Genomic DNA, 229 nt, shown 5'->3' with positions numbered 1-229 from the left:
AGGCCTACATCTACAAGTTCTTCGAGTCCAAGCAGGCCATTGGCGAGATGATCTGCGTTAACTGCCTGCACGAGATCGAAGGCGAGGTCAGGACAGCCGTCGCAGAGACCGATCTGCCGCCTGAGAAGCTGCGACGGATGTTCAAGGTCTTTACCGAAGCGAGCCTCAAACTGTTTTTCCGGGACCGCAAGCTTTACGAGATTGCCGCATCGGCCGCCGCAGAAAACTG

General features: G+C 56.3%; 1 pseudogene. It reads left to right on the top strand.

Annotation, left to right across the window (positions count from 1 at the left end):
- Window positions 1-229: pseudogene (locus SB753_RS42305) on the top strand (TetR/AcrR family transcriptional regulator); the annotation flags it as partial.

This window comes from Paraburkholderia sp. SIMBA_053 (assembly GCF_046534895.1).
Lineage (GTDB): Bacteria > Pseudomonadota > Gammaproteobacteria > Burkholderiales > Burkholderiaceae > Paraburkholderia > Paraburkholderia caledonica.
This window is presented reverse-complemented; position numbering and strand designations above follow the sequence as displayed.